The organism is Leucobacter shiyiweii (genome assembly GCF_052446065.1).
In the GTDB taxonomy this organism is placed as follows: Bacteria; Actinomycetota; Actinomycetes; order Actinomycetales; family Microbacteriaceae; genus Leucobacter.
This window is the reverse complement of record NZ_CM127080.1, coordinates 1,229,036-1,255,288: the sequence shown is the minus strand read 5'-3', so window position 1 is coordinate 1,255,288 and position 26,253 is coordinate 1,229,036. Positions and strand designations below refer to the sequence as shown.

Genomic DNA, 26,253 nt, shown 5'->3' with positions numbered 1-26,253 from the left:
TAGAATTGTGATCGACTGGCCACTGGTCAGTAGGTCCGGGAGGCATCACCATCCTTTGACGGAACTCACTACGGGAGTGCGACCCGCAGTGGGCGCGCTCGGCATTCTGGAGAACTCGTGAACGAATTCTTGGATGCGTTAACGCTCGCTCGCTGGCAGTTCGGGCTCACGACGCTCTATCACTTCCTGTTTGTTCCACTCACCATCGGCCTGGCGCTGCTCGTGGCCATTTTGCAGACCGCCTGGGTGCGCACGGATCAGGTGAAATACCTGCGCCTCACCAAGCTCTACGGCAAGATCTTTCTGATCAACTTCGCAATGGGCGTCGTAACCGGCATCGTGCAAGAGTTTCAGTTCGGCATGAACTGGTCGAATTACTCCCGCTTCGTGGGTGATATTTTTGGGGCGCCACTCGCGATGGAGGGACTCATCGCGTTCTTCTTTGAGGCCACATTCATCGGGTTGTGGATCTTTGGCTGGGATCGGCTGCCTAAGAAGATTCACCTGCTCACCATTTGGTTCGTGTGGATCGGCTCGGCGGCCTCCGCCTACTTCATCCTTGCAGCTAACGCCTTTATGCAAAACCCAGTCGGGTACCAGCTGAACGAGGAGCGAGGCCGAGCCGAGCTCACGGATATCGGGGCGGTGCTCGCGAACCCCGTTGCGCTGACGCAGTTCCCGCACACCCTGTTCGCCTCGCTGATGTTCGCGGCAACCGTGATGATCGCGGTCGCCGCGTGGCATCTCTCGCGCAATCAGTTCGTTGATGAGATGCGCACCAGCTTGCGATTCGGGATGTGGGCCAACATCTTCGGCTTCGCCGGGGTCTCGCTCACCGGCCACTCGCTCGGCCTCGTGATGACCGAGACGCAGCCGATGAAGATGGCCGCTGCGGAGGCTCTGTACGAGAACGCGACCGGGGCTGACGCTTCCTTCTCGATCTTCAGCCTGGGTACTCCAGATGGACTGCATGAGATTTTCTCGGTGCGGATCCCGTACCTCCTCTCGTTTCTCTCGACCAATTCGTTCAACGGCACCGTCGAGGGCATCAACAATCTGCAGGCCGAGTACACCGAGATGTACTGCGGCGCAGCCGGTACCGCGCTGACGTGTCCGAGCGATGGCGCGTTCACTCCGATCATCTGGGTGACGTACTGGGCATTCCGCTGGATGATTGGTCTCGGAGCACTTGCCGCGCTTGTGTCTGTGGTGGGGCTCTGGATCACTCGCCAGAATCGAAGCGTTCCTGCGTGGGCGTGGAAGGTGGCTGTGTGGACGGCGCCCCTCCCGATGCTTGCGTCGCTGGTGGGCTGGATCTTCACCGAGATGGGCCGCCAACCGTGGATCGTGTTCGGGGTAATGACGACCGAATCGGCGGTGTCGCCCGGGGTGCCGGGGTGGGCCGTGCTCGTTTCGCTCATTGTCTTTACCATCGTCTACGGTGCACTGGCCGTGGTGGAGTTCAGACTTATCGTCAAGGCCGCACAGGCCGGACCGCCCGAACTTCAAACAAGCGGCAGCGCGGGCGATGGCGACGTCGACCACAAGCAGCTCGCGACCGTCTACTAGGAGGCTGGCACTATGGAACTCACCACAGTTTGGTTCTTAATCGTCGGCGTGCTCCTCGTCGGCTACTTCATCCTCGATGGCTTCGATTTCGGAGTCGGCATGGCGCTGCCGTTTCTCGGCAAAGACAACACCGACCGCCGCGTCATAATCAACACCATCGGTCCGGTGTGGGATCTCAATGAGACCTGGCTGATCGTCGCGGGTGCTTGCCTATTCGCCGCATTTCCCGAGTGGTACGCGACGATGTTTTCAGGCTTCTACCTCGCGCTGCTACTGATCCTGGTGGCACTTATTCTGCGGGGGGTGTCGTTCGAGTTCCGTCACCAGGGCAAGGGAAAAGAATGGACACGCTGGTTTGACCAGTTCATCTTCTGGGGGTCGCTCCTTCCACCACTCTTGTGGGGCACCGCCTTCGCGAACCTCATTCAGGGGGTGCCGATCGAGCCGCTCGACGGTGGCGGGTGGATCTTCACGGGAACGCTCCTCACCCTTCTCAACCCCTACGGTCTGCTCGGCGGCCTCACCCTATTGCTCCTGTGCTTTACACACGGGCTTGTCTTCATTGCGCTGAAGACCGAGGGAGATATCCGCGGGCGGGCGCGTCGGCTTGCGACCAAGGTGGGGCTGATCACGCTCTTGGTTGCGGCCGCGTTCCTCGTGTGGACTGTCATGCAGCACCTGGAAGACGAGAATGCACTGCTCGTGATCGTGCTCGCCATTCTTGCTGCACTCTCGCTCGTGGCCGGGATTATCCTGAATCTGCGAGCGCGCGAGGGGTGGGCCTTCACGTTCAATACCCTCACGATCGCGTTTGCGCTCTTGGCTATCTTCATGGCGCTGTTCCCCTACGTCATGATCTCGAGCACCGACCCCGCCTACTCCATGTCGATCGAGGGTGCCGCGAGTTCGCAGATGACGCTTGAGCTTATGACCTGGGTGGCTGTGTTTACGCTCCCCTTGGTGCTCGCCTACCAAGCATGGACCTACTGGGTCTTCCGGAAGCGGATCTCGCGCACACATATTCCGAGCGACGAACTCGTCGGAACACACTGAGCGGCCGAGGCTCTCAGCCTGCACGCACCTTTCCCATCGATACAGTTACTCCGTGAAGCCCCTCGACCCGAGACTGTTGCGCTACGCACGAGCTGCGCGCGGCGTTCTTGGGATCGGGGGGCTCCTCGGTTTGGTGCGCACCGCCGCCGTGATGGCCTGGTGCTGGCTGCTCGCGAATGCGATCGCGACTCTCGTGCTCCCGGTGCTCGGTGGCCTGGGTGGGGCATCAGGTCGAGTCGCAGAGGGGGCACTCCCACGAGAGGCACTGCCCCTGCTGATCGGTGGCGCCGCGGTCGCCTTGGTGGTGCGGTCGTTCGCCACCTGGGGAATGGAAGCTGTCGCCGCGCGTGGTGCCGTACGCGCCAAGGGCCAGTTGCGCGCCGCCGCACTCGACGCGATCGATAGACGCTCTCCTGAGTGGCTCGGAGGCCAAGCAGACGCCGGTCCGACAATCGCGCTCGGCCGCGGGCTCGACGCGCTCGACGGGTACTTTTCCGCGTATCTGCCGCAGCTCATTCTGACCGCGTGCGCGACTCCGTTTCTCGTGCTTGCTGTGCTGCTTGCAGACCCGTTGAGCGGGGTCACGGTCTTGATCGTATTCCCAGTGATCCCGCTGTTCATGATCCTGATCGGTCTGGCCACGCGGGCGGTACAAGAGCGACAGTGGCAGCAGCTTGAGCACCTGTCACGCTCATTTCTTGACGTCGTCGAAGGCCTCTCGACCCTCAAAATCTTCCGCCGAGAACAACGCCAGTTTGAGCGGATCGCCCGCGAGACGGGGGAGTATCGCACCCGCACGATGCAGGTGCTGCGGGTGACATTCCTGTCTGGGTTCGTGCTCGACCTCGCCGGCACCTTTTCGATCGCCCTGGTCGCAGTGACCGTCGGCACGCGCCTCGTGAACGGCGAGTTCCCCCTCGCGCTCGGGCTCTTCGTGCTGCTGCTGCTTCCCGAGGTATTCATTCCTATCCGTCAAGTCGGTGCAGCCTTTCACGCGTCTACGGAGGGCCTCGCCGCCGCCCACGCGGTGTTTGACATCATTGAGGGCAGCGCGAGCCCCGAATCAGATCCCCGCGCCGCGTCGCGCGCACCATCGAACGCCCCGGAGCGCGCAGCGCCCTTCGCCGATGATTTGGATGCGTCCGCGATAGAGTCCACCATCGCTACCGTCACAGAGAGCCGTATTCAATTCGACGGCGTGACCATCATGCGCGGGCATCGCGTCGTCGCGGGCCTGGTCACCTTCTCGGTCGAACCGGGGGAGCTGGTCACGCTCACGGGGCCCTCCGGTGCGGGCAAGTCGACACTCGTTTCCGCACTTCTGGGTTTCGTTGCCCCCGCGACCGGCGTTATCGCGCGGCCCGGTACGGTGGCCTGGTCGGGGCAGCGTCCTGGCCTCCTGCAAGGCACGATCGCCGAGAACGTTGCCCTAGGCGCTCAGACAGCGGATCCTGGTCTCGTTGCGCGAGCGCTCAAAACGGTAGGCCTCGAAGATCTCGACCCGGAACGGGCGCTTGGCGTGCAGGGCGCCGGTCTCTCGGGCGGACAAGCTCAGCGCGTGGCGATCGCGCGCTGCCTGTATCGGGCGTGGTGGACTGGCGCTTCTGCGCTCGTGCTTGACGAGCCGAGCTCCGCCCTCGACGCCGCCAGTGAGAAACTCGTGTGTGACGCTCTCAGATCTGAGGCGCGTGAGGGTCGGGCCGTGCTCGTTGTGAGCCATCGCCCGGCGCTCATTCAAGCCGCAGACCGGGTGGTTCGTCTGGGGGTACCAGCATGACCGGGGTTGCGAACGGCATCGCTCGGGTGTTGCGTCGAGCGACTCCTCCCTGGCGGCGGTCGATCGCCGGAATCGTGTGGGGCATCCTGGCAGATGCGAGCGTCGTGGGTCTGCTCGCGCTGAGCATGTGGTTGATTGTGCGGGCGGGAGAGCAGCCGCCGATCCTCTTCCTCACGTTCGCTATCGTGGGGGTACGCGCCTTCGCTATCGGCCGCGCGGCGTTCCGGTACGTGGAGCGACTCTCGAGCCACGATGCCGCGCTGGCCCAGCTCTCGCAGCTGCGCAGCGATACTTTCGGTGCGCTCATTCCCCGAGTACCCGGAGCGATCGAGTCGCACCGTCGTGGCGAGGTACTCGCCGCGTTCGTCGATGATGTGGATCAGCTGCAGGATCACCCGCTTCGAGTCAGACAGCCACTCATTGTAAGTGGCTGTGTGCTCACGCTCAGCGTCACGGTGTTGGCGCTCGTATCCCCGCTCGCCGCTGCGGTGCTTGCCGCACTGCTCCTCGTCTCCGGCGCGCTCTCGGTCGGGCTTTCTGCGCGCATCGCTGGTGAGAGCGATCGGGAACTCTCTTCGGCTCGGGCCGCCCTCACCGACGCCCTCCTCGAACGCTTCGAATCAGCCCGCGAACTCGCGGCATACGGCGCAATCCCGATGCAGCGAGAGCGGATCGCCGAAGCAGAGCGCCGTCTGGCGCACATACAGCTGGGTCGCTCCCGCGCTGCGGGAATCACCGCCGCGCTGCTCTCCCTTGCAGCAGGTGTTTCCACCCTCGTAATCCTGGTCACGCTTGCCCCGAGCCTCGGGGAGGGGATCTCGGCCCCGCTCTTCGCAGCCGCCGTGATCGTTCCCGCCGCAGTGTTTGAGGTCTTCGCCCAAGTTCCCCTTGCGTTGGTCGCCAGGCGCACCGTTGCCGCGAGCGCGGCCCGTGTCGCCGAGCTCACCGAAACGGCCCTCCCCGCTGAGCTGCCGGTCGATCCAGCGGATCCACTATCGTTACCACGCAAGACCCCGCACGGATCACTCCCGGCAGCTGACGTGACTGCGGTGCCGCCGTTGGTAGCGGCCCCTGCGGTGGACGAGACTGATGTGGTGGAGGTGCCGCCTCTGCTGGAGGTTCGAGACCTCGAGGTGACGCATCCCGGCGCGAGTCGGCCGGCGGTACGCGGGGTCTCCTTTGACTTGCGCGCGGGGGAGACGCTGATTGTGACCGGAGCGAGCGGTGCGGGGAAGAGTTCGCTCGCCCTCGCGCTCGTGCGCATGCTCGAGTATCGCGGCTCGTACCGGGTGCAGGGCATTGAGGCGAGGCGCCTCCGTGCGTCAGACCTTCGCGAGGTGGTTGGACTGTGCGAGCAGACACCCCACCTGTTCGACGCCGATCTGCGACAGAACTTGCTTTTCGCGCGAGACACGGCGACCGACGAGGAGCTGATGGCTGCGCTCGATCGAGTCGGACTCGCTGAATGGGCGCATGAGAGGGGAGGGCTCGGCGCACCCGTGGGCGAACGCGGGGCCCTGGTTTCTGGGGGGCAGGCTGGGCGCATCGCCCTGGCGCGTGGAATCCTCGCCGATTTCCCTGTGGTCATTCTCGACGAGCCCACCGCGGGCGTCGATCGCGAGCTCGCCGATCGCATGCTGATTGACCTCCTTGGCGCAGTCCCCGAGAATCGAGCAGTGATGCTCATCACCCACACCGAGTTGCCTCCCGAGATTCGTGCAACTCGACTCTCACTCGCAAATGGAACCACCCCATGACCCCACCCCCAGACACGCTCGATAGCCGTGAGGCCTGCCTCGCATTGGACGCTGGCGATGCGCTGGCGCAGTATCGTGCCGAGTTTCTGCTTCCCGAGAATGTGATCTACCTTGACGGCAACTCGCTGGGCGCGCTTCCTCGGGGCGCCGCGAGTCGGGCGCGGGAGGTGCTCGAGCAAGAATGGGGCCACGACCTGATCGGAAGCTGGAACAAGCATCACTGGTTTGAGCTGCCCGTGCGGATAGGGGCGAAGGTCTCGCGCCTGCTTGGAGGTGACGGGGGAGAGTGTGTGGTTACCGACACCACTTCGATCAACATCTTCAAGACCCTGAGTGCGGCGCTCGACTTGCAGCGCGAAGCCGACCCCAGCCGTCGCATTATCGTCTCAGAGCGCGAGAACTTCCCGACGGATCTCTATGTTGCGGAAGGGCTTATACGTCTGCTCGACCGAGGATACGAGCTGCGTCTCATCGATGACCCAGCGGAGCTTGGCGCAGCGCTGGGGAGCGATGTCGCCGTCGCGTTGCTCACCCAGGTGAACTACCGCAGCGGTGAGATGTGGAATATGCGCGCTGCAACCGATCTCGTGCACGCAGCGGGTGCCCTGGTGATTTGGGATCTGTGCCATTCGGCCGGGGCTGTCCCGGTCAACCTGAGCGCAGCACATGCGGATTTTGCGGTTGGCTGCACGTATAAGTATCTGAATGGCGGGCCGGGAGCGCCCGCGTTCGTGTGGATCGCACAGCGTCACCTCGCCACGGCCCGGCAACCGCTCAGTGGCTGGTGGGGGCATGCGCGTCCGTTCGAAATGATGCCCGAGTTCTCTGCAGCCGAGGGCGCGCGTCGATTTCTCAGCGGCACGCAGCCGATTCTTTCCCTGGCCACCGCCGAGGTCGGGATCGACATCGCCCTTCACGTCGATGAAGACGCGGTGCGGGCGAAGTCGCTTGCGCAGACATCGCTCTTCATGCGGCTGGTGGAGACTCGGCTCGCACATCACCCCTTGACGCTTATTACCCCGGTCGACCCTGCGCGCCGGGGAAGTCACGTCAGCTACCGCCACCCCGAGGACTTCGCGGTGATGAAAGCACTCATCGCGGAGGGCGTGATCGGCGATTACCGTGAGCCCGAGGTGCTTCGATTCGGCATCGCCCCGCTGTACGTCGGCTACGCTGACATCTGGGACGCGGTGGAGTCGCTGCGCCGGGTGCTTGATGAGGAACGCTGGCGTGCGCCCGAGTTCCAGGTTCGGGGTGCGGTCACCTAGTCACTCGGGGTGAAGTGGCTCCCAGGTTGTGTCCAATGCTTCGCGGAAGGCGGTCAGGAGCGCGGCATCTGGGTCTGGCAACGGCTCGCCGTCTACCTGCGAGATCGGGCGGATGCCGTGGAGCGCGTTCACCGCCCAGGCCTCGAAGTGTGTGAACTGGGTCAGCGGAAGTCTGCGGGAAGCCACCGGATGTCCGCTGCACCGTGCGCTGTCGATCAGCAGGCGCTCGGTGACGGAGCTGACGCGCGCCTCGTCGGCGATCCGGCACAGCGTATCGCCGTCCCACCACAGAATGCTCGTGGTGGCGCCCTCAAGGATGTTGCCGTGCGCATCGAGAAGCAATGCCTCGGCGCCGAGATCACGATTCAGTGCCATCAGGCGCTCGATGTTGGGGCCCTTGCGGTGAGGATCGGTGAGTGCAAAGCCGGGCGCGGAGCGGACGGCAAGATGATCGGAAAGCTGCGGCAGCGGCCTGAGAGCAAGGAGGAGCTGCAACGTGCCGTCCGACTGGCGCCAGAGTTCGAACCGGGGGAAGCCGTCGCCGAACGCGGCGATATCTGCCCGTGCCTGGGCAAGGAAGCCGGGCAGGGAGTTCGCGAGCCACGCGCGTTCGGCGGTGTGGCCGAGGCAGTCAGCCGCAGTGCGTGCGAATCGATCCACATGCAGACCCCAGCCACGAACCGCCGCGCACGCATCGATTCCGCGCACGCGGAATGAATCGGCAGCCAGTAATTGGCCCGATCGATCCTGATCCGTCATCAATTCCTCCGCAGGGTGGGTGCGGGAACAACACTACGCTGGAGGGGTGATGCAGCGAGGTGCGACATCTCGGCAAGTGCCGTGGCCGAGAGAGGTGGCGCTGGTTGCGCGCAGTCTCTCCCGCGACGGTGCCTGGTTTTGGCTCGATGGCGAGGCTCAGGTGCCTCACGAGGCCCCGGGCAAAAGCTATCTGGGTTCGGCGGCGGAGGTGCGCATGGCCGAACGCGGGAGAGAACTCGAGTTCCTCAGCATGCTTCGTGGCGAGGGGCCAAACACTGCAGGACCGCTTGTTTCATTCCGCCCAGGTTGGATCACAGCCTTGAGCTACGAGTTCGGCGTGGCGCTGCTGGGCCTCCTCCCCGAACCTGACGCAGCCGCTCCCGGTTTCGCGCTTGCCGCCTCCACTGTGCTGATCCTCGATCACGGCACGCACCGTGCCGAGCTCTGGGGTGAAAGTGAGAGCGAACTCGACAAGTGGCTAGCGCGGCACGGAGGGGCGCTCGAAGCGGAACAGCAGCATGCTTCTCGCGACACACCTGCCGGAGTAGCGAGTCCGGTTGCCTCCGCGAGCCACGGGGCTCCCTCGGACCGCCGGGAAGCTCATCCGGTGCTCCCTACGCAGAAATGGGGGCGAACCGAGCAAGAGTATCGAGATCAGGTCATTGCGTGCCGGTCAGCGATCGTCGATGGTGACGCATATGTGCTGTGCCTCACCGATCGGGCCACGGTGCACGGAGAGCAGGGTCCACTTTCGCTCTATCTGCAGCTGCGGCACGGCGGGACGAGCTCACGCGGCGGGGTGATCGTTGCGATGGATCGCGCACTCGTGAGCGCGAGCCCAGAGCGGTTCCTTTCGGTGTCGGATGGAAGCGTGATCACCCATCCGATCAAGGGCACGAGGCCGAGAGGTGCCAACGCCCGTGCCGACGCGGCGCTCGCGGGTGAGCTCGGCTCAGACCCCAAGGAACGAGCAGAAAACCTCATGATCGTCGATCTCATGCGAAACGATCTCAGTCAAATCTGCGAACCGGAAACGGTGGTGACGTCCGGTTTCCTGCGCGTCGAGACGCACCCCCATGTCCACCAGCTGGTGAGTACCGTGTCGGGCAGACTGCGGCCGGGGTTCGACGCGATCGACGCGATCAGGTCTTGCTTTCCCGGCGGGTCCATGACCGGGGCGCCCAAACACCGCGCCGTCGAGCTCCTCGCAGACATTGAGGGAGCGCCCCGCGGTCTGTACTCAGGGTGCTTTGGGTGGATCGCCGGGGGCGAGGCCGAGCTCGCGATGACGATCCGCAGCGTCGAATTGCGTGGGCTGGGCACGGGTGCCGTCACCGCGTTCGTGGGTGCCGGGGGCGGGATCACCGCGGATTCCGATCCGGCGAGCGAGGAACGTGAGCGGCGCCTGAAGGCCGCACCGCTGCTGGGGAAACTCGGCCACTAAACACCGGTATTCTTGAAAGTTGTATGCCTGCGCGCTGTAGGCATTTTTCGAGCCAAACCAGAGGTGTGTGTGAGCGAGCAGCCAGTCGAGGGCTACGACTTCCAATCGATCCAGGATCGTTGGCTTCCCGTGTGGGAAGAGATGCAACCCTTCGCGGTAGCCGCCGGTGAGAGCGATCGCCCGAAGAAGTACGTGCTCGACATGTTCCCTTACCCGTCCGGCGACCTGCACATGGGTCACGCCGAGGCCTTCTGTTTCGGCGACGTGATGGCGCGCTACTGGCGTGGGCGCGGCTACGACGTGCTGCACCCCATCGGCTGGGACTCGTTTGGGCTGCCCGCCGAGAACGCGGCCATCAAGCGAGGCGTCGATCCGCGCGAGTGGACATACGCCAACATCGCCCAGCAGAAGGCCTCGTTTCGTGTCTACGCACCGTCGTTTGACTGGAGCCGAGTGCTGCACACCAGCGACCCCGAGTACTACAAGTGGAATCAGTGGCTCTTCCTGAAGCTCTACGAAAAGGGTCTCGCGTACCGCAAGGCAAGCTGGGTCAACTGGGATCCGGTAGACCAGACGGTGCTCGCGAACGAGCAGGTACTCGCAGACGGCACGTCCGAGCGATCGGGTGCGCAGGTCGTCAAAAAGAAGCTCACCCAGTGGTACTTCCGCATCACTGACTACGCGGATCGCCTCCTCGACGACCTCGACGCGCTTGAGGGCCAGTGGCCGACCAAGGTGCTCAACATGCAGCGCAACTGGATCGGCCGTTCCATAGGTGCGGAGGTCGAGTTCGAGATCGAGGGTCGCGAGGCGAAAGTTCCCGTCTTCACCACGCGCCCCGACACCCTCTACGGCGCCACCTTCATGGTCGTTGCCCCAGACTCCGATCTCGCCGCCGAGCTCGCGGCGAGCGCATCTCCCGAGGTGCGCATGCAGTTTCAGGCATATCTCACCGAGGCACAGAAGCAGACCGAGATTGATCGGCAAAACGCCGATCGGGAGAAGACTGGCGTCTTCCTCGACCATTTCGCGACGAACCCCCTCACTGGTGAGCGCATTCCGGTGTGGGCATCCGATTACGTCTTGGCCGATTACGGTCACGGCGCGATCATGGCTGTGCCGGCGCACGACCAGCGCGACCTCGACTTTGCCCTGCGGTTCGACCTGCCGGTGCGGGTTGTCGTCGACGTGCGTGGCGAAGACGGAGAATCGCTTCCCGATCCCGCGCAGAGCGGGGTCGCGACCGCCGGCAACGGCACCCTCGTCAACTCGGGAGAGCTCGACGGGCTCGAGAAAACTGAGGCTATTCAGCGGGCGATCGAACTCCTCGAACGCCGCGGCACGGGGCGCGCGGCTAAGACGTACCGCCTGCGCGACTGGCTGATTTCGCGGCAACGTTACTGGGGCACTCCCATACCGATCCTGCACGGTGCAGACGGTGAGATGCGTCCCGTTTCCGAAGACGAACTGCCGGTGCGGTTGCCCTCGAGCGAGGGCCTCGACCTGAAGCCCAAGGGAAGTTCGCCGCTCGGCGCGGCGACTGAGTGGGGCACCGTGGTGGATCCGGACACGGGGGAGACCTGGACCCGCGATCCCGACACCATGGACACGTTCGTCGACAGCTCCTGGTACTACCTTCGTTTCCTCTCGGCGCGAGATGACACCCAGGCGTTTGATCCGGCCGAGGCGAAGCGCTGGGGCCCGATCGACCAATACGCGGGCGGTGTCGAGCACGCGATCCTGCATCTGCTCTATTCGCGGTTCATCACCAAGGTGCTGTTCGACCTGGGGTACCTCGATTTTGAGGAGCCGTTCACCTCGCTGCTCAACCAGGGTATGGTGCTGCAAGACGGTGCCAAGATGTCAAAGTCGAAGGGCAACCTCGTCGAGTTCGCCTCCGAGCTCAGCGCGCACGGAGCCGACGCGCTGCGGGTGACCCTCGCATTCGCTGGCCCGCCGGAAGACGACATCGACTGGGCCGACGTTTCGGTGCAGGGGTCGGCGAAGTTCCTGGCTCGTGCGTGGCGCGTCGCGAACGACGTGACCTCCGAGCTGGGTGCCGACGTCTCGACCGGCGACCCGGCGCTTCGGCGCCACACGCACCGATTGCTGGCGGATGCGCCCGGGCTCGTTGAACACTACAAGTTCAACGTGCTGGTCGCTCGCCTCATGGATCAGGTCAACGTCACACGCAAGGCGATCGACTCGGGGGCTGGCGCCGCTGATCCGGCTGTGCGCGAATCCGCTGAGGCCGTCGCGATCCTCCTCTCCCTCTTCGCGCCGTATGCGGCAGAAGATATGTGGGCGCTGCTCGGTCACCAGCCGACGGTCGCGCTGCAGGTGTGGCCCGATGCCGACCCGGCGCTGCTCGTTGAGGATGAGATCACCCTCGTGGTGCAGGTCGACGGCAAGGTGCGCGATCGACTCACGCTGCCCGCCTCGGTGAGCGAGACCGACGCGGAAGCCGCGGCACGTGCCTCGGAATCGGTGCAACGCGCCATCGGCGATCGGCAGATCGTCAACGTGGTTGTGCGTGTCCCGAAGATCGTGAGCATCGCGACCAAGCCCGCGGCATAGCCGTGCTCACGGGTGTCCCCGGGGGCGTTACTTCTCGCTCACACCTCGGTGAGTCGGTGTGAACTCCTGAAGTTCTCCAGAGGAAGCCGAGACCGGGCGCTGGGACGCCCAGCCCACGCCTAGCGTGTGGGAATGGCCGTCCATCACCTCCCACCACCCGAGCCCCCGCCGGGTCACCAGCGATGGGGCCTGAGACTCTCGAGCCTCGAGGCCCCGGGCCCGAGTGACCCGCCAGCGCCCATCGATTGGCGCCCGCCGCCCACACTGCGCGAACGTGTCTTTCGTGCAGTGTCGGTCCCGATTCTCCTCGGGGCTGGGGTTTTCTCGCTCGCCGTCATCGTGGCCATCTTCTTGGTCTTCGTGCGGCCCAGTTCCCCGGCCACTGAGGCAACCGGTGGGCTAGTTGCAGCGAGCGCGCAACCAGATGGCGCAACCGACATTCCGAACGACGCTGATTCGAGCGTAGCTGCCGCCAGCCCCCTTTCTTCGAGTGGTCCGGTGGCAGACGCCGAGGCTGCTGCCGCCGCGCGAGTTTTCGTGCACGTGGTGGGAGAGGTCCAAGCCCCTGGCGTCGTGGAACTTCCCGCAGGGTCTCGCGTGGAGGCCGCGATCAAACTCGCGGGTGGTGCTACCGCGGAGGCGGTGCTTGCCGGAGTGAACCTGGCGCGAATCGTGCACGACGGTGAGCAGATCGTTGTGCCGAATGCGTCAACACTGGCTTCGGTGCCCGGCGATTCTGTGCCATCAGGAGGAAGCGCTGGAATCGGATCTATCGTCAACATCAACAGCGCCGATCAGTCGGCGCTCGAATCCTTACCGGGCGTCGGTCCGGCCCTCGCGCAGCGCATCCTCGACTGGCGGTCTACCAACGGCAAGTTTGGAAGCGTGGAACAGCTCCTTGACGTGGCGGGAATCGGTGCGAAGACACTCGAGGGATTTCGAGATCGCGTGACCGTGTGACTCCGCCGACTGTTCAGACGCTCAGCACCGGTGAAGCCAGGCTCCACGATACGGTTCCACCGGGCCAATGGAGGCTGATTGCGCCGGCCCTTGCAGGCTGGGGGGTGTGCGCCTGGATGATCGTCACCGCCGGAGCGGCTCCCTGGGTAACAAGCGTTGCTGCGGGAGTTGGTGGCGTGCTGATGGGCATGGCGTTCTGGCGCGGTGGGCGGTGGCGATCCACCTGGCTCGTTCTGGTGCTCGGGTGCGCGCTGGTGGTGCTACTTGGAGGGCGAGTCGCCAGTGTCGAGCACGAACGGCACGAGCCATCGTTCGTTCGTGCCGCGGAGGCCGCCGAACGGATCACGCTCGAAGTGACTCTCGCGAACTTCCCCCGAAGCGCAGCTGGGGCGTTCGATGCATCGAGGACGTGGGTTCGCGCCCACGCATCCGGGGCCACCGGAGATGTGCCCCTGCTGCTCTTTCTCGATGGAACACCCGAAGCGAGTTGGGCTCCGGGCGCGGGGCTGAGCGTCACCGGCGTGCTCACACGGAGCCCGGTTGGAGACCCTGCCGCCTACACGATGCGCGTGTCAGGCTTCGAGAACATGGCCCAGAACGCGCCAGGTATGCAGATTCAGGAACGTGTGAAATCAGAGTTCGGCAGATTCGCTGCTGGGCTCAGAACGGGACTGAGCAACGCGGCAGCTCAAATTGACGGAGCCGAGCTGGTACCCGGTTTCGCTGTCGGCGATACCACGTTGGTGAGCGAACAGCTCGATGCGGCGATGCTCGAAAGCTCGTTAACTCACCTCACCGCCGTGTCGGGCGCGAATTGCGCGCTGGTAACGGGGGCGATCATGTGGCTACTCGCGCGCGCTGGCGCGGGGCGGCGGGTTCGAATTGTCGGGGCTGCGTCCTCGCTTGCAGCCTTCGTAGCGATCGTGGGGCCTGACTCCAGCGTGCAGCGCGCCGCAGTCATGGCCACCGTGCTCCTAGCCTCCGGGTTCGGCGGGAAGCGTGCTTCGTCACTTCCCGCGCTGGGTGCTGCGGTCGCACTGCTCCTCGTGATAGACCCCTGGCAGGCCTTGCAGGCCGGCTTTGCCCTGTCCGTTGTGGCGACCGGTGGAATTCTGCTTTTGGCGACGCCTATTTCGAGATGGCTGCGTCGGCGTGCGCGATTGCCTCAGCTGCTCGCCCTTCCTGTCGCTGTGGCAGTTGCCGCGCAACTCGCGTGTGGGCCCTTCTTGTTGCTCCTGCAACCTGGGCTACCTGCGGTGGGGGTGCTTGCCAACGTGCTCGCCGCGCCAGCAGCTCCGCTTGGCACAGGTCTCGGCCTGATTGCGTTGTCGCTCCTGCCGATCAGCCCACCGCTCGCCCATGCCGCGCTCATTGGTGCGAGTGTGCCGGCCAGGTGGGTGGCCGCGACCGCGGAGGTCACGTCGACGGTTCCTCTGGCGCGTTGGTTCTGGCCCGAGGGCTGGCCGGGGGCACTGCTGTTAGCCGGGTGCCAATTCGGCCTCCTCATAGCCTGGGCGTTGCATCGCGGGCACCTATCGCTGCCCGGTGGGGTTCGAGCCCCGAGACGGCAGCCCTGGAAGGCAGCCGAGCCGCCCGCGCAGACACTCCGCGTTGCCACGTGGGTGGTTGCGTCCGCCTCGATCGGGGTCTTCGTCGCCGTTACCGTAATCACCCCGGCAAGTGAGCGTTGGACTACCCCCGCAGACTGGACAATCGTGGCATGCGACGTCGGGCAGGGGGACGCAGTGCTCGTGCGCGACCCCGCGGTGCCCGACCAGGTCATGCTCGTTGATACGGGCGACGACGAGCTGAAACTTCGCGCGTGCCTGGAGCGGTTTGGGGTGAATCGCATAGCGCTGCTTGTGCTCAGCCACGATGACCGTGATCACGTCGGTGCGCTCTCCTCGATCATCACCCGGGTCGACGCAGCCATCATCTCTCCCGAGCCTCGTCAACCAGGCGACGAAGAACGCGGCGCGGAACGGAAGGTCGTGCGACAACTGCACGCCTCGCGAGTGCCCGTCACTATCGGCGAGGCCGGGCTTACCGGGGAACTGCTCAAGGCAACTGATTCGCAAGTCTCGGCGGCCCCCTCCAAGGGTCTGAGTTGGGAGGTGCTGGCGCCGCGAGCGGGAGTCATCCCTGCCGACACCAATTCGGCGAGCGTCGTGCTCATGGTCGATGCTGGCGGCACGCGCATGCTGCTCCTCGGCGACACCGGGCACGCTGAGCAACAGGAGCTACTGGCGCGAATCGAGCAGCTTGAAGCAGACGTCATCAAGGTGTCACATCACGGTTCGCGAGACCAGGATCAGGGGTTGCCCGCCCGGGCCAGGGCAGAGTGGGCCCTTGTCTCTGTCGGAGCGGACAATGGGTACGGACACCCGTCAGGTGACACTCTCGCCGCCTTGGCGCGCGCAGGCACGCGAACGCTTCGCACCGACTTTTTCGGCTCGATCGCATTGTCGCCAGGTGACACCTCGCTTCGCCCCTGGGTGGAGCGCGAGGCGCAGCCCGATGTTGGGCCCCACCCCTAAGCTGGATACGTGGCAGCAGCGGGCAGTAAGACGAAGATTGTGCAGCTGACGTTCGACGAGGCGAGACCCGCGCCCGTTGTGCTGATCAGTGGGCCGGAGCAGTTTCTCGCCGACCGCGCGAGCCGGGCGATCCGCGAGGCGCTGCACGGCGCCGACCCCGCCCTCGAGGTGCACGACATCGACGCGCCCAGCTACGGCAGTGGTGAGCTCTTCACCATCGCCAGCCCGTCGTTGTTTGCTGACCCGCGTCTCATCCGTGTGGAGGGCGTCGAGAAGGCGAGCGATGCCTTCATCGACGACGCGAAGCGCTATCTTGCCGAACCAGCCGAGGGGGCAACCCTGGTCCTACGTCACGCGGGCGGGCAGCGCGGGAAGTCGCTCCTCGACGCGGTGCGCGGTGCCCCTGGACAGGCGGCCGGTGCGTGCGAAGTTGTGTGCGCCGAGGTGAAGAAGGACTCCGAACGTGTGGGATTCGCGCAGTCCGAATTCCGGCGGCTCGGCGCGCAAGCAAGTCCGGGCGCGGTGCGGGCGCTGGTTGCCGCCTACGGGGGAGCGCTCGGCGAGCTCGCCGGCGCAATCGAGCAGTTGGTCGCCGACGTGGGTCTGCGGCTGAACGAGGGTGATATTGAGCGCGTCACCGAGGGACGCGTGGAGGCTGGCGTTTTTAAGGTGGCCGACGCGGCGACCGCAGGCCGCGCCGCTGATGCGTTGGTGCTCCTTCGACACGCGCTGTCGACCGGCACCGACCCTATTCCGATGCTCGCCGCACTCAATATGAAGGTGCGCGGGATGGCTCGAGTGTATGGAGCGACCGGCAGCAGCGGTCAGCTCGCGAAGGATTTCGGCATGGCGCCCTGGCAAGTCGAGCGCGCATTGAAAGAGACCCGTGGCTGGCGTGAGAGCGATCTCGCACGGTGCATCGATCTCGCCGCTGAGACCGAGTGGCTCTTGAAAGGCGGCACTCGAGACCCGCACTTCGCCCTCGAGCGCTACGTGCTATTCGTGGCTCGCAAAGGCCGAGAGCGGTAGCTAGCTTTCAGTGCCCTGCTCAGGCAGCCGAATCATGCTCTCTTGCGACACGCTGGCGACCAGCACGCCTGCGCGGTCGTAGAAACGGCCGTGGGTGAGGCCCCGGCCACCCTGGGACGTCGGCGACTCGAGCACGTACAACAACCACTCGTCGACGCGGAACGGCCGATGAAACCACATTGCGTGATCGAGGCTCGCCATGCGCAGACCCGGTGTTGCCCACGGAAGCCCGTGCTGGCGAGCCACCGGCTCCACCAACATGTAATCGCTCGCGAAAGCGAGTGCCGCCGAGTGCAGAAGCTGCGAGTCGCCGAGTTGGTCGCGGCTACGCAGCCACACTCGCTGGGTGTGCGTGCGATGCTCGACCTCAAAGGTAATATCTGGATCGATGTAGCGAAAATCAAATGGGCGGTTCAGGATCCAGGATGCACGCCCCTCACCCGCGAGATGACCGAATTTTTCCCACACGCTCGGAAGTTTCTCTGGCGCGGGCAACTCTGATAAATCGTAAGGCTCTTGATGCTCCAAGCCCTCGGCATCCTCCTGGAAGGACGCAATCAAAGACATGAGTACTCGCCCGTTCTGGTACGCCTGCACCCGGCGGGTCGAGAAGGATCGTCCATCGTAGAGCCTGGCGACCTCGAACGTCATTCGCTGGTCCGCCACCCCGGGCCGAAGAAAGTAGCCGTGCATGGAGTGCAGCTCGCGCCCCGCCGGAGCCGTCTCGCCCGCGGCGGCGAGGGCCTGGCCCAGCACCTGACCGCCGAATGAGCGCCCGTGCGGGGTGGGAAGGGCCGGGCCGGTAAAGATGTCGTCGTGCGTGCGTGCGCCGCTGTCAAGCACTGCGAGCATCGCGGTGAGGTCTGGTACGCCGGTCATTGCGCCTCCTGAACGTCGGGCGGGGGCCGCGAAGCGGCCGGTCCACTTCAGTCTATGCGTGGATCGCTCGCCAGTAGGGTGGTGGGGTGACCACGCAGCTTGAGCTCACCGACCATCAGACGCGAGACGACCTACGGGTCTTCCTTGAACGACTGCAGCGTGCCGGGCAACCGGAGGTGCGACTTGTCACTCGGGGCTCGGCTGTGGCGGTTTACGGGTGCATTCAGGCGCCGGCCGGGCTCCTGGATTCGATACCTGTGGTGCTCGGGATGCGCGCGTTTGGGGTACGGCCTCGGCTCGCGACTCCCACCCAAGACAGAGCTCAACCTGCTGGGGTCCTGGCTCCCGGTCTGGCCCCCGGTGTCGCCTCCGGCTCGCAACTCGAGGTATCGGAGATAGACGTCACGGTATCTGGCCGGGCGCTGCTGGATCGCATTGCCCGCATGGGTCTTGTGGGGCTGCGACTGGAGTTGCCTGATATGACGGTCTCCGCGGCATGGGCCGGAATCCTGCCGCCCACGAGTGGCTGGCAGCCCGTCGGTGCGATCGATGCGCCATCCCTCGTAACTGTTGCGCAAGAGGGCATCGCTCGTGTCTCCGGGTCGCTCCCGGCCGATGCAGGCGATCCAGTCGTGCGTCAGGTGCGACGCGCTGTTTGGGGGGCTGAGATTGCGCCGGGTGTTCCTGCGGCGGCGGCATTTGCGGCCGAAGTGCTCGGGTTTCTTTCAGGCGAGCCAGTGGCGACTGTCGCCAGCACGCTCACCTGGACCCGCCTCAGCACTTCACGTGGTCACGTTCTGGTGCGTAACTTCCTCGGCTAAGAGGTGCTCGCTCAGCGCGGTGGGGTAGGATGATGAGGTTCAAGCGAAGGAGAAACGCCAATGGCACAGGTGAACGGCATTATCGATCCCCCCATCGACGACCTGCTCGAGAAGGTGGATTCGAAGTACGCCCTGGTGGTTTTCGCCTCGAAGCGCGCCCGTCAGATCAACGACTACTACACCGATCTTCATGACGGCAACCTGTTCGACAACGTGGGCCCGTTGGTTGACGCGTCTGTCGACGACAAGCCGCTTTCGACGGCTCTGCACGAGATCGTAGAGGGCAAGCTGGTCATGACCCCGAAGAAGCCCGAATCGGCTGAGCTGACGCTCGCCGCGGCGCTCGACGAAGCTGAGGCTACGAGCGCGGAGTAACACTCGCATCGTTGTCGATGGCGCCGGATAGGCTGGGCTAGTCCCAGATCCGGCGCCACTGTCGTTTTCTCGCTCGTTCGAAAGGCAATCCGTGTCACTCCGTCAGTTCACCTCCGAATCGGTCACCGAGGGCCATCCAGACAAGATCTGTGACCGTATTTCAGACTCGATTCTCGATGCTCTGCTCGAACAAGATCTGAACGCTCGAGTCGCGGTTGAAACGCTCGTGACGACAGGCCTCGTGCATGTCGCCGGCGAGGTGACCACGTCCGGATACGTTGAGATTCCGCAGATTGTACGAGCTGCGATTCGCGAGGTGGGCTACACGAGCAGCGACATGGGGTTCGATGCGAACTCGTGTGGCGTCTCCATCTCCATCGGCCAGCAGTCGCCAGACATTGCGAGCGGGGTCGACGCCTCGCTCGAGGTACGCGAGGGGGAGGCGGGCGATCCGCTGAGCTTGCAGGGCGCTGGCGACCAGGGCATCATGTTCGGCTACGCCACCGACGAGACGCCAGAGTTGCACCCACTGCCGAGCTGGCTTTCGCATCGGCTTGCTGAGCGTCTCACCGAGGTGCGCAAGACTGGCGTGCTGCCGTACCTGCGCCCAGACGGGAAGACTCAGGTGACGATCGGATACGACGGCGACAGGCCCGCGACCATTGAAGCAGTCGTGCTTTCCACACAGCACTCGGCCGAAATCAGTCAGGCCGATCTTCGGGCAGACATCGAGCGTGAAGTGATCCGCCCCGTGCTTGGTCGCGTCAACTTGGCGAGCGATGCCGCCCAGCTGTTCATCAACCCCGCCGGCCCGTTCGTGATTGGCGGGCCGATGGGCGACGCAGGGCTGACCGGCCGCAAGATCATCATCGACACCTACGGGGGCGCGAGTCGCCACGGGGGTGGAGCGTTTAGCGGAAAAGACCCGTCGAAGGTGGATCGCTCGGCGGCATACGCAATGCGATGGGTGGCGAAACACGTGGTCGCTGCAGGTCTCGCCCGCCGTGCCGAGCTGCAGGTGGCCTATGCCATCGGCCGTGCGCATCCCGTGGGGTTGTATGTCGAGACCTTCGGCACTGAGTCGGTGCCGCTCGATCGCATCGAGCGCGCCGTTCGCGAGGTGTTTGACCTGCGGCCACTCGCCATCATTCGCGATCTCAACCTGTTGCGCCCAATTTACGCGCACACCAGCGCATATGGTCACTTTGGGCGTGAGCTTCCCGATTTCACCTGGGAGGCAACTCCGCGCGTCCCAGAGCTGCTCTCGGCCGCCGGGCTCTAGCCCGGGCCGACTGGCGAGGAGTTCCGAGGTTTTGTGGTGTCGACGTCGCCGAGCGAACGCACTGACCGGGCCGCACGCGTGAGCGAGCAGCCCGTGACTTTCGCGGCAGAAGCGCCGCTCGGTCGCAAGGTTGCGCTCGTACTGCTCGACACGGCGCTCCCGCAGCTTGACCACCTGTTCGACTACGCAGTGCCCGATGAGTTGGCTTCGCAACTGCGCGTCGGTCAACGGGTTCGAGTGCCGTTTCGCTCGCAGAGCCGTCGCAGCCACGGCTATGTCGTCTCGTTTGCCGAACGGAGCGAGTTCGGTGGCGAACTCCAGCCGATCGCTGAAATCGTGGGCCACGTTCCCGTGCTCTCGCCCGAGTTGTATCGGCTTGCACGCGCGGTGGCGGATCGAGCCGGAGGTAGCGCCGGCGACATCATTCGTCTCGCGATTCCCCCCCGCATGGTGCGAGCCGAGAAGCAGCACCTCGCGGGTACCGCAAACGATCCGGGAAGGGAGAACCTGCCCTTTGATCCGCTCCCTGAGGAAGCGGATCTGGCCCAGCTCCTGGGCGAAGGCGGTCGGGTTGCCGTGACACCCTCGCACGGGCCCACGCGCCTGGGAACGGGCGAATGGGTCGGGGGCTGGGCGGTCACAATGGCGCGAGCCGCACTTGCCGTGCACGCGAGCGGACGCAGCGCGATCGTGGTGGCCCCTGACTATCGAGACGTGGATCAGGTGCGTGATGCGCTGGAATCGTTCGGACATCAGGGTGTCGTTCGGGTCGACTCCAGACAGTCAGGCAGCGAGAGATACGCAGGGTTTCTCCGGGCCCTCGATCCTGTGCCTCGGATTATCCTGGGCAATCGGTCGGCGGTGTATGCGCCTGCTCACCGGTTGGGCGCGCTCCTCATGTGGGACGACGGAGACCCGGTGCTTGCAGAACATCTCACGCCCTACGTGCATGCGCGTGATGCGGCACTCCTGCGCGCAGAACAAAGTGGTGCCGGACTGTATTTCGCGAGTCATTCTCGCAGTTCCGAACTTCAGCGGCTTATTGAGATCGGCTATCTTCAAGCAGAGCGGCTGCCTCCGTTGCGGACCCGCGTGGTCTCGGCCGAACAATTGAGGTCTCCCGAGAATTTTCCGGGCAGGGTGCCGGAATTCGCCGCCCAGACGATGCGCGAGGGCCTCAAGCTCGGACCGGTTCTGGTGCAGGTCGCTACTCCTGGCTACGCGCCGATCTCGGTGTGTACCGCCTGCGGCGATCTTGCCCGATGCGGTGAGTGTGCCGGGCCCATCGGGTTTCGCGACGGTTCCAGCCGCGGGTCATGTCGGTGGTGTGGCGAGCAGGCGGTCGGTTGGCGTTGTCGGAGCTGCGAGGGCTCGCGTTTTCAGATGCGCGGAGCAGGCTCGGCGCGCACCGCTGAGCAGTTCGAACGCCAGTTCGAGGGGACCCGCGTCATCCTGAGCGATGGCGAACACCCTCACGAGCGCGTCGACTCGCGGGCGGCAATCGTGGTGGCGACTCGCGGAGCTGAGCCGATCGCGGCCGGAGGCTACCGTGCGGTGGTCCTGCTCGACGTTGAGCGGCTGCTCGGGATCGAGTCGCTTCGCGCGGGCGAAGACTGCCTGCGCTGGTGGCTGAACGCGGCGGCTCTGGCTGCGCCTGAAGCGCTGTGTGTGGTCGCTTCTGGGGGCGGGCCTGTGGTTCGAGCCCTGGTGACTGGCCGGATTGAGGATTGGCTTCGCGCGGAGCTCCGTGATCGACAGGCCCTTCGCTACCCCCCAGCAGTTCGCGTTGCCAGCGTTACCGGAGGGCCCGACGAGGTGGAGCGGGCGCTGGGTGCGCTGGGCGAGTTGCGTGGCGTAGATGTGCTGGGGCCGACCTCCGCCGGAGACGGACTCGTGCGCGCTATCGTTCGTTTCGACTACAGTCACGGAGCAGGGGTGGCAAAGCGTCTGCGCGGTGCGCTCGTGGCCGATGCTGCGGGAGCCTCGTCTCGGGTCGCCGGTCGCCGCCCCGGGCGTGCGCGACCGCAGGCGCTGCGGATCCGCTTCGACGACCGCGGCGTTTTCGACTCGTGAGCTGCTGCGAGAATAGACCCATGCGCATTGTGTTTGCCGGTACACCCGAGTTTGCCGTCCCGAGCCTGAGGGCGCTCGTCGCGGCTGGGCATGAGGTGGCCGGTGTGGTCACGCGCGAGGATGCCCCGCTCGGACGCAGGCGAGTGCTCACCCCCTCCCCGGTGGCGGCTATTGCCGAAGAACTCGGTGCTCCCGTTTTCAAAACCAACAGACTCGCCGAGGAGGCAACTGCCTGGGTGAGAGACCTGCACGTCGATCTCGGGGTAATTGTCGCCTACGGTGCGCTGGTGCGTGAGCCGTTACTCTCAGTTCCCAGTCACGGGTGGATCAACCTGCACTTCAGCGACCTACCTCGCTGGCGTGGTGCGGCGCCCGTGCAGCGCGCACTGCAGGCGGGCGAACAACGACTCGGGGTGAGCGTTTTCCGACTGGTCGAAGCACTCGACGCGGGTGACATTCTGACGCGCGCTACCCAAGAGTTTGCGCTGGGCACCGACGCCGGAACGGCTCTGACCGAACTTGCAAGCCTCGGAACTGAGGCGTTGCTCGATGCGATCGCCACGCTGCAGAACGACCCGTTCGCTGGCAAACCACAGGCGGGGGAGGCGTCGTATGCGCACAAGCTTCACCGCGAGGACGGCGCCCTGGATCTCACCCGACCCGCAGCGGAGGTACTCGCCCACTGGGCTGGGGTAACACCCGAACCTGGGGCATTTGTGCCCTTCGACGGGGCGACCTTGAAGATACTCGAATTGGTGGCCGCTGAAGCGCAGATGGTCCCCGAGCTCGATGCGAAATCGGATGCTGCTCCAGCAACGGCGCGCCTCATTTCAGGAGCTGCCCTGCTCTCTCTCCCCGGGGGCACACTCGAGCTCGCCCGGGTGCAACCCGCAGGGAAACCGGCGATGTCGGGAGCCGACTGGTTACGGGGACGCGGCGGAGAGGTGGTCCTCGTATGAGCGAGGCACGTAAGCGGCAGCCAGACCGGTCGACTCGGCGGGAACAACGACCTAGGCGAGATGTGCGCCCTCAACGTGCAAAGATCTCAGCCGCACGCCTGGTTGCCTATGATGTGCTTCGCGATGTGGAAGAGCGGGATGCCTACGCGAATCTGGCGCTGCCAGCACGCATCCGTGAAGCCAAGCTCGATCCGCGAGACGCTGGACTTGCCACCGAACTCGTCGCGGGCACCTTGCGAGGGCAAGGGCGTTACGACCGCATTATTGAGCTTGCTTCCGGGCGCGATATCGACAAGGTTGATGCGCGCACCCGCAATGTGCTGCGACTCGGGGTGCATCAGTTGCTTTCGATGCGCACCGCCGCGCACGCCGCGGTGAACGAGAGCGTTGAGCTCCAGCGTCGAGTGGGCAACGTGAGCGCCGCCGGATTTGTGAACGGTGTGCTTCGCAGCGTGGGTCGCGCGACTCCCGAAGACTGGGACGCTCGCATCACCGAGTCAGCGAAGAACGCCGACGACGCCCTCGCTACCCGCACGTCACACCCCGCTTGGGTGCTCCGCGCGTTTCGCGACGCGCTTCGTGCGGAGGGGCGGGAAGAGGAACTCGAAGAGCTGCTTGAATCAGACAATCAGCCGCCGAGGGTCAGCTTGGTTTTGCTCCCCGGTGCTGACCTCGATGACGACACCGCTGAAGCCCTTGGCGGCGAATACGGACTGAGCGCATCGGGGCCGTCGCCGTTGGGCTTGGAGCTCGATGGGGGTGACCCGATGCACGCTATTGCCGCGCTCGATCTCCCCGCTGGATATGCGCGTGTGCAAGATCAGGGTTCTCAACTCGCCGCGCTCGCCTTGTCTCGGGCGCGGGAGGTGAGGCCCGGCGAGCGCTGGCTCGATCTCTGCGCTGGGCCGGGCGGCAAGACAGCAGTTCTCGGGGCTGAGGCGCAGCTCGCAGGCGTGACGGTGCGCGCGAATGAGGTGTCGGAACACCGAGCCGACTTGGTGCGACGTTCAATCGAGGCCTCAACTGGGTCCGTCGAAGTGGTGTCCCACGACGGCCGCCACAACGCTGCCTTCGAGACGGAGGACGGCCCCGATCTCTTCGATCGCATCCTTGTTGATGCTCCATGCTCGGGGCTCGGCGCACTGCGTCGGAGGCCCGAGGCGCGTTGGCGCAAGCAACCGACTGATCTGCCCGGCCTCACCACTCTGCAGGGGCAACTCCTCGACGCGGCGATCGAGCACCTTGCACCGGGTGGAATTTTGGCATACGTCACCTGCTCCCCGCATCTCGCGGAGACCCGCGTCGCGCTCAATTCCGCGCTTCAGCGTCACCCTGATGTGAGAGAAATCGATGCACGGGCTGCGGTGACCGGCGCGGCGCGTGATCCACTCGATTTAGCAGGGGATGCGCTGAGTGTGCAGCTGTGGCCGCACCGGCACGGCACCGACGCAATGTTTATCGCGCTGGTCGAGCGGTCAGCGTAGTCGCCAGCTGGTCGGTTACCAGATGCTCGGCGCGTGGGCTCTAGTCGACGGAAGCCGAGTCGCCTGCCCCCAGGCGAGGATGTCTTCGGGCACGAGAAACTCGGCGGATCCTGCACCCGTCTTGTCTATGAGTTCTGCCACTGGCACGACCCCGCCCGATCGCCTCAGGATCCGCCCCCGCACGATCGCTCGCGCATACACCTCGGGCGATCCCTGTGCATCGGGTCGCACGAATCGTTGCTCGATAAAAACCGCTTGGTCATCGAAACCCAAAATGCGTGACTCGATATCGAACTTCATCCACGGATTGAGCGACTTTCGGTACGAGATGGTCTGACCCACCACCACCGGGTACCATTCTTCAGCGCGAAACACGTCGATGAGACCGGCCGCTTGCATGAGGTTGAACCGGCCAATGTCCATGATTGAGAGGTACTTGCCGTTGTTCATGTGACGCAGAATGTCGAGGTCCGTGGGCCAGACACGGAAGCTCGATACCGAGACACCATCGATGGGAATTCGAGGCCCGCGCCGTCCGTAATGGAAATAGTGCAGGAGGGTGCGGGGCAGCATGTGCATGACAAGCACCATACAGGCCCCCGGGGAGCTCGGCATGTAGACTGCTTGGGTTAGTCTGCACCCAAGCGAAAGCGAGCACATGGCAACCTCGAACGACATCAAGAACGGTACCGTCATCAAAGAGGGCGGCAACCTCTGGAGCGTTCTCGAGTTCCAGCACGTGAAGCCGGGCAAGGGCGGCGCATTTGTTCGCACGAAGCAGAAGAATGTGGTGTCAGGCAAGATCATCGACAAGACCTACAACGCGGGTGCCAAGATCGAGACCGCAATGGTGGATCGTCGGGACTTCCAGTACCTCTACCAAGACGGTACCGATTTCGTGTTCATGGATCAGCAGGACTACGACCAGGTAACCGTCTCTGGCACCGTCGTCGGTGACGCGAAGAATTTCATGCTGGAGAGCCAGCAGGTGCAGATCGCCCTGCACGAAGGTGAGCCGCTCTACATCGAACTGCCGGCCTCCGTCGTGCTCGAGATCACCTACACGGAGCCCGGCCTGCAGGGCGACCGCTCGACCGGCGGCACTAAGCCGGCGACCGTGGAGACCGGCGCCGAAATTCAGGTGCCACTGTTCCTCGGGGTCGGCACTCGGGTGAAGGTTGACACCCGCACGGGTGACTACCTCGGCCGCGTGAACGACTAGTCGCCGGCGTGAGTGCACGAACAAAGGCTCGCAAGCGCGCCCTCGACATGCTATTCCAGGCTGATGTGCGCGGGGAATCGCTCGCCGACATTGTCGGCGCGGAAGCTCAGCGTGCCGCGAGTGAACCTGACCGTATGGAGTCCTGGCTGTATGCGCGTGAGATCGTCGACGGCGTCGCTGATCATCGCGAGGAGATCGATGAGCTCATCGCGAGCTACGCGCAGGGCTGGACCATTGAACGCATGCCACACGTCGATCGAGCACTGCTGAGGCTCTCCTCTTGGGAGATTTTGCACAACGATGAGGTGCCCACCGCCGTCGCTATCGATGAGGCAGTGGAACTTGCGAAAGAATACTCGACGGAGGATTCCGGGCGTTTCGTGAACGGCGTGCTCGGTCGAATCGCTCAGCACGCTTCCGCACGCTAA

General features: G+C 64.7%; 21 protein-coding genes. 18 read left to right on the top strand and 3 right to left on the bottom strand.

The features are described 5' to 3' along the window. Positions 1-117 precede the first annotated feature (117 nt). Genes ACTNFJ_RS05835 through kynU form a run of 5 tightly spaced genes read left to right on the top strand, consistent with a single transcriptional unit; the run spans position 118 to position 7,424 of the window. A complete protein-coding gene (locus tag ACTNFJ_RS05835) occupies positions 118-1,569 on the top strand; it encodes a cytochrome ubiquinol oxidase subunit I (protein ID WP_435907468.1) in 1,452 nt (483 codons plus the stop codon). Between the two features lie 12 nt (positions 1,570-1,581). Beyond that, positions 1,582-2,622 (top strand): cytochrome d ubiquinol oxidase subunit II, encoded by a 1,041-nt coding sequence (gene cydB, locus ACTNFJ_RS05830; protein ID WP_435907469.1) that lies wholly within the window; start codon positions 1,582-1,584, stop codon positions 2,620-2,622. Between the two features lie 52 nt (positions 2,623-2,674). After that, on the top strand, positions 2,675-4,399 hold the full coding sequence (gene cydD, locus ACTNFJ_RS05825; RefSeq protein ID WP_435907470.1) for a thiol reductant ABC exporter subunit CydD: 1,725 nt from the start codon (positions 2,675-2,677) through the stop codon (positions 4,397-4,399). After that, positions 4,396-6,156 carry a thiol reductant ABC exporter subunit CydC gene (gene cydC / locus ACTNFJ_RS05820; protein WP_435907471.1) on the top strand — a complete coding sequence of 587 codons (1,761 nt, stop codon included), beginning with the start codon at positions 4,396-4,398 and terminating at the stop codon, positions 6,154-6,156. Before cydD ends, cydC begins: the two co-directional genes overlap by 4 nt. Further along, positions 6,153-7,424, top strand: coding sequence for a kynureninase (kynU, locus tag ACTNFJ_RS05815; RefSeq protein ID WP_435907472.1), 1,272 nt, complete (start codon positions 6,153-6,155; stop codon positions 7,422-7,424). The genes cydC and kynU overlap by 4 nt, the downstream gene beginning before the upstream one ends. On the opposite strand, the gene ACTNFJ_RS05810 is transcribed toward kynU, so the two are convergent. Further along, the gene (locus ACTNFJ_RS05810) at positions 7,425-8,183 is read right to left on the bottom strand and encodes an aminotransferase class IV (protein WP_435907473.1); all 759 of its coding nucleotides are present in this window, start codon (positions 8,181-8,183) and stop codon (positions 7,425-7,427) included. A gap of 49 nt (positions 8,184-8,232) precedes the next feature. Here ACTNFJ_RS05810 and ACTNFJ_RS05805 point away from each other — a divergent pair, with 49 nt between their 5' ends. The 5 genes from ACTNFJ_RS05805 (at position 8,233) to holA (ending at position 16,730) form a co-directional block, all read left to right on the top strand. Further along, complete coding sequence (locus ACTNFJ_RS05805) at positions 8,233-9,627, top strand: anthranilate synthase component I family protein (RefSeq protein WP_435907498.1); 1,395 nt, start codon at positions 8,233-8,235, stop codon at positions 9,625-9,627. A 69-nt stretch (positions 9,628-9,696) separates the two neighbouring features. Continuing rightward, positions 9,697-12,204, top strand: a complete 2,508-nt coding sequence (gene leuS / locus ACTNFJ_RS05800; RefSeq protein WP_435907474.1) for a leucine--tRNA ligase — start codon at positions 9,697-9,699, stop codon at positions 12,202-12,204. A 132-nt stretch (positions 12,205-12,336) separates the two neighbouring features. Continuing rightward, positions 12,337-13,164 (top strand): helix-hairpin-helix domain-containing protein, encoded by an 828-nt coding sequence (locus ACTNFJ_RS05795; RefSeq protein WP_435907475.1) that lies wholly within the window; start codon positions 12,337-12,339, stop codon positions 13,162-13,164. After that, positions 13,161-15,701 (top strand): ComEC/Rec2 family competence protein, encoded by a 2,541-nt coding sequence (locus tag ACTNFJ_RS05790; RefSeq protein WP_435907476.1) that lies wholly within the window; start codon positions 13,161-13,163, stop codon positions 15,699-15,701. Before ACTNFJ_RS05795 ends, ACTNFJ_RS05790 begins: the two co-directional genes overlap by 4 nt. A 9-nt stretch (positions 15,702-15,710) precedes the next feature. Next, complete coding sequence (gene holA, locus ACTNFJ_RS05785) at positions 15,711-16,730, top strand: DNA polymerase III subunit delta (protein ID WP_435907477.1); 1,020 nt, start codon at positions 15,711-15,713, stop codon at positions 16,728-16,730. Here the strand turns inward: holA and ACTNFJ_RS05780 are convergent, their stop codons facing one another. Then, positions 16,731-17,609, bottom strand: a complete 879-nt coding sequence (locus tag ACTNFJ_RS05780) for an acyl-CoA thioesterase (protein WP_435907478.1) — start codon at positions 17,607-17,609, stop codon at positions 16,731-16,733. It lies immediately after the preceding gene. An 86-nt stretch (positions 17,610-17,695) separates the two neighbouring features. Here ACTNFJ_RS05780 and ACTNFJ_RS05775 point away from each other — a divergent pair, with 86 nt between their 5' ends. The 6 genes from ACTNFJ_RS05775 (at position 17,696) to ACTNFJ_RS05750 (ending at position 24,603) form a co-directional block, all read left to right on the top strand. Then, positions 17,696-18,430 (top strand): DUF8185 domain-containing protein, encoded by a 735-nt coding sequence (locus ACTNFJ_RS05775; RefSeq protein WP_435907479.1) that lies wholly within the window; start codon positions 17,696-17,698, stop codon positions 18,428-18,430. Positions 18,431-18,490: 60 nt separating this feature from the next. Continuing rightward, positions 18,491-18,805, top strand: a complete 315-nt coding sequence (gene rpoZ, locus ACTNFJ_RS05770; protein WP_435907480.1) for a DNA-directed RNA polymerase subunit omega — start codon at positions 18,491-18,493, stop codon at positions 18,803-18,805. 91 nt (positions 18,806-18,896) lie between these two features. Beyond that, positions 18,897-20,087, top strand: coding sequence for a methionine adenosyltransferase (gene metK / locus ACTNFJ_RS05765; RefSeq protein ID WP_435907481.1), 1,191 nt, complete (start codon positions 18,897-18,899; stop codon positions 20,085-20,087). 36 nt (positions 20,088-20,123) lie between these two features. Beyond that, the gene (locus ACTNFJ_RS05760; protein ID WP_435907482.1) at positions 20,124-22,160 is read left to right on the top strand and encodes a primosomal protein N' family DNA-binding protein; all 2,037 of its coding nucleotides are present in this window, start codon (positions 20,124-20,126) and stop codon (positions 22,158-22,160) included. Between the two features lie 20 nt (positions 22,161-22,180). Further along, positions 22,181-23,119 carry a methionyl-tRNA formyltransferase gene (locus tag ACTNFJ_RS05755; protein WP_435907483.1) on the top strand — a complete coding sequence of 313 codons (939 nt, stop codon included), beginning with the start codon at positions 22,181-22,183 and terminating at the stop codon, positions 23,117-23,119. Beyond that, positions 23,116-24,603 carry an RsmB/NOP family class I SAM-dependent RNA methyltransferase gene (locus ACTNFJ_RS05750; protein WP_435907484.1) on the top strand — a complete coding sequence of 496 codons (1,488 nt, stop codon included), beginning with the start codon at positions 23,116-23,118 and terminating at the stop codon, positions 24,601-24,603. The genes ACTNFJ_RS05755 and ACTNFJ_RS05750 overlap by 4 nt, the downstream gene beginning before the upstream one ends. 15 nt (positions 24,604-24,618) lie before the next feature. On the opposite strand, the gene ACTNFJ_RS05745 is transcribed toward ACTNFJ_RS05750, so the two are convergent. After that, a complete protein-coding gene (locus ACTNFJ_RS05745; protein WP_435907485.1) occupies positions 24,619-25,182 on the bottom strand; it encodes a thioesterase family protein in 564 nt (187 codons plus the stop codon). Positions 25,183-25,261: 79 nt separating this feature from the next. Between ACTNFJ_RS05745 and efp the strand changes: the two genes are divergently transcribed. Both efp and nusB read left to right on the top strand, forming a co-directional pair. Continuing rightward, complete coding sequence (gene efp, locus ACTNFJ_RS05740; RefSeq protein ID WP_435907486.1) at positions 25,262-25,825, top strand: elongation factor P; 564 nt, start codon at positions 25,262-25,264, stop codon at positions 25,823-25,825. 8 nt (positions 25,826-25,833) lie between these two features. Next, the gene (gene nusB / locus ACTNFJ_RS05735; protein ID WP_435907487.1) at positions 25,834-26,253 is read left to right on the top strand and encodes a transcription antitermination factor NusB; all 420 of its coding nucleotides are present in this window, start codon (positions 25,834-25,836) and stop codon (positions 26,251-26,253) included.